A 3,764-nucleotide genomic window follows, 5' to 3' on the forward strand; every position below is an offset into this window, starting at 1 on the left:
ACGGTGCGGGTTCTGCTGGAGCGTGGTTTCGGGACGTTCGTGGAGTGCAGTGCGCATCCGGTTCTGATGATGGGGGTGCAGGAGACCGCGGAGAGCGTGCCGGGCACGGATGTTCTCGCGGTGGGTTCGCTGCGTCGTGGTGAGGGCGGGCTGGAGCGGTTCCTGGCCTCCGCGGCGGAACTCTTCGTCCGTGGGACGGACATCGACTGGACCGCCCTGTTCGAGGGGACGGGGGCCCGTACCGTCGACCTCCCCACCTACGCCTTCCAGCACCAGCACTACTGGCTCGAACCGGCTGCCCCGGCTGTCATCACCCCTGCCGCAGACCTCGCCGGCACGGACTCCTGGCGCTACCGCACCACTTGGAAGGGCCTGGGAGCCTCCGATGCCCCCGCCCTCGACGGCCGCTGGCTCCTCGTCCTCCCCGAGGACAACGGGACCGAAGACATCGCTGCCCTCGCCAAGGGCGTGGAAGCGGCGCTGGTCCGGCACGGCGCCCGCACCGAGCGCCTGACCGTCGACGCCCGCACCGCCACCCGCCAGACCCTGGCCGACCGGCTGTGCTCGTACCAGGCCGCGGGCGAGAGCTTCGACGGAGTCCTGTCCCTCCTCTCGTCGGCAGGGGGCACGGAGGCGGTTCTCGCCACCCTCGCGCTCGTACAGGCCGCTGCCGACACCGATCTCGCTCCGGCCAAGCTGTGGGCCCTGACCCGACGCGCCGTGGCCGTCACTCCCGGCGAGCTGCCCGAGGACTCCGGGGCCCAGGTGTGGGCTGTCGCCCGGGTCGCCGCGCTCGAACTGCCCGCCCTCTGGGGCGGGGTCGTCGACCTGCCCGCGCAGCCCGAGGCTCGTTCCTTCGACCGGATGGCCGCCGCGCTGGCCCAGGGCGGTCGTCTCGGAGCCGAGGACCAGGTCGCCGTCCGCGCCTCCGGTTCCTACGGCCGCCGGGTGACCCGAGCGGGCCGGGCCGCCGGGCCGGCCGGTGACACCCGCTACACCCCTCGTGGCACTGTCCTGGTGACGGGCGGTACGGGCGCCCTCGGCGCCCATGTCGCCCGCTGGCTCGCGGGGGCCGGTGCCGGGCACCTGGTGCTCACCAGCCGCCGTGGCCCGTCCGCGCCGGGTGCGGCCGAACTGGCCGAGGAGCTGCGTGCACTGGGCGCCGAGGTCACCGTCGCCGCCTGCGACGTCTCCGACCGCGAGGCGCTGGCCGCCCTGCTGGAGGCCCACCCGCCCACCGCCGTCTTCCACACCGCCGGCGTACTCGACGACGGGGTGATCGGATCGGTCACCGCCGAAGTCTTCCACGGGGTCCGGGCTCCCAAGGCCGACGCGGCACACCACCTGCACGAACTCACCCGCGACCGTGGCCTGGAACTGGACGCCTTCGTCCTCTTCTCCTCCGTCACCGGCACGTGGGGCAACGGTGGCCAGGCCGCCTACGCCGCCGCCAACGCCTCCCTCGACGTCCTCGCCGAACGGCGCCGCGCCGATGGCCTGCCCGCCACCTCCGTGGCCTGGGGCCTGTGGGGCGGTGGCGGCATGGCCGAGGGTGCCGGCGAGGAGAGCCTGAGCCGACGCGGCATCAAGGCCATGGACCCCGGCGAAGGCATCGAGGCCCTCCACCGGGCCCTCGATCTCGGCGACACCTGCGTCACCGTCCTGGACGTCGACTGGGCCGACTTCGCCCCGCGCACCGCCGCGTTGCGTCCCGGGCCCGCCTTCGACACCGTGCCGGAGGCCCGGCACGCGCTGGAGGAGGAGCGGAAGCAGGCCCTCGGCGCCGGTACGGGTCCCGCCGACGGACTGGCCGGGCGGCTCGCCGGGCTTTCCGAAGCCGAGCGGATCCGGACGCTGGTCGAGTTCGTCCGCGGCGAGGCCGCGGCCGTGCTGAGGCACCCCAGCACCGAAGCCGTCCTCGCCGACCGGGCGTTCAAGGACGCCGGCTTCGACTCCCTCACCGCGCTGGAGCTGCGCAACCGCCTCGCCGGTGCCACCGGCCTGCGGCTGCCCGCCACCGTCGTGTTCGACCGCCCCAATCCGGGCGCGCTCGCCGCGTACCTGCTCGGCAAGCTCCTCGGCGACACCCCCGCCGCAGCCCCCGCTCCCGCCGCCGCCCACGCGGCCGGCGACGCCGAGGACCCGGTCGTCATCGTGGGCATGGCCTGCCGCTTCCCCGGCGAGGCCGACACCCCCGAGGCACTGTGGGATCTGGTCATGGCCGAGCGCGACGTCATCGGCGCCGCGCCCGCCGACCGCGGCTGGAACCTCGACGAGGTCTACGAGCCCGACCCGGAGTCGGGCCGACGCGGCACCACGTACGTTCGCGAAGGCGGGTTCCTCCACGAGGCGGCCGAGTTCGACGCCGAGTTCTTCGGGATCTCGCCGCGCGAGGCCCTGGTGATGGACCCGCAGCAGCGCCTGCTCCTCGAGACCTCCTGGGAGGCCTTGGAACGCGCCGGCATCGCGCCGCTGTCGCTGCGCGGCACCCGTACCGGTGTGTACGCCGGCCTCACCCACCAGGAGTACGCCTCCCGGCTGCACGAGGCGTCCGAGGAGCACGAGGGCTACCTGCTCACCGGCAAGTCCGCGAGCGTGGTCTCCGGTCGCATCTCGTACGTGCTCGGCCTCGAAGGCCCGTCCGTCTCCGTGGACACGGCCTGCTCCTCCTCCCTGGTCACCCTGCACATGGCCGCGCAGGCGGTCCGCGCGGGGGAGTGCGACCTCGCCCTCGCCGGCGGTGTGACGGTCATGGCCGCCCCCGGCCTGTTCGTGGAGTTCTCCCGGCAGCGCGGGCTCGCCGTCGACGGCCGCAGCAAGGCCTTCGCCGACGCCGCCGACGGCACCAGCTGGGCCGAGGGCGCCGGCATGGTCGCCGTCGAGCGGCTGTCGGACGCCGTCCGCAAGGGGCATCCGGTGCTTGCCGTCATCCGCGGCGACGCCGTGAACCAGGACGGTGCCAGCAACGGCCTCACCGCCCCCAACGGCCCCTCCCAGGAGCGGGTCATCCTGCAGGCCCTGGCCAACGCCGGCCTGGGTACGGGTGATGTGGACGTGGTGGAGGCGCACGGGACGGGCACCCGGTTGGGTGACCCGATCGAGGCGCAGGCGTTGCTGGCGACGTATGGGCAGCGTTCGGCTGAGCAGCCGTTGTGGCTGGGGTCGTTGAAGTCGAACATCGGACACCCCCAGGCCGCGGCCGGTGTGGGCGGTGTCATCAAGATGGTGATGGCGCTCCAGGAAGGGGTGCTGCCCAGGACTCTGCATGTGGATGCTCCGTCCTCGCAGGTGGACTGGGACAGCGGTGCGGTCGAGTTGCTGACCGAGTCGCGTGCGTGGCCGGAGACGGGGCGTCCGCGCCGTGCGGGCGTCTCCGCTTTCGGCGTGAGCGGCACCAACGCGCACGTCATCCTCGAAGAGCCGCCCGCGCGGGAGCTCGTGCCCGAGCCGGCGACCCGTGAGTTGCCTGTGGTGCCGCTGGTGGTGTCCGCCAGGTCGGCGGCCGCTCTGGAAACACAGTCCGGCCGGTTGCGGGCCGCGCTGGAGGGTGTGGGTGGGCCGGGTCTGGTGGATGTGGGGTATTCGCTGGTGTCGTCGCGTTCGGTGTTCGAGCACCGTCGTGTGACGTTGGGCGAGGCTGTGGTCGAGGGTGTGGCCGGTGTGACGGGTCGTCGGGTGTTGGTGTTTCCGGGGCAGGGGTCGCAGTGGGTGGGGATGGGTGCGGGGTTGTTGGAGTCGTCTTCTGTGTTCGCGGCGCGGTTGCG

General features: G+C 73.5%; 1 protein-coding gene. It reads left to right on the top strand.

Annotated elements, in window-relative coordinates:
• Positions 1–3,764 (top strand): SDR family NAD(P)-dependent oxidoreductase (locus tag ACIRJR_RS37040; protein ID WP_403789175.1); only part of this gene is annotated, 3,764 nt, incomplete at both ends.

Source organism: Streptomyces sp. NPDC102402 (genome assembly GCF_044765765.1).
Classification (GTDB): Bacteria; Actinomycetota; Actinomycetes; order Streptomycetales; family Streptomycetaceae; genus Streptomyces.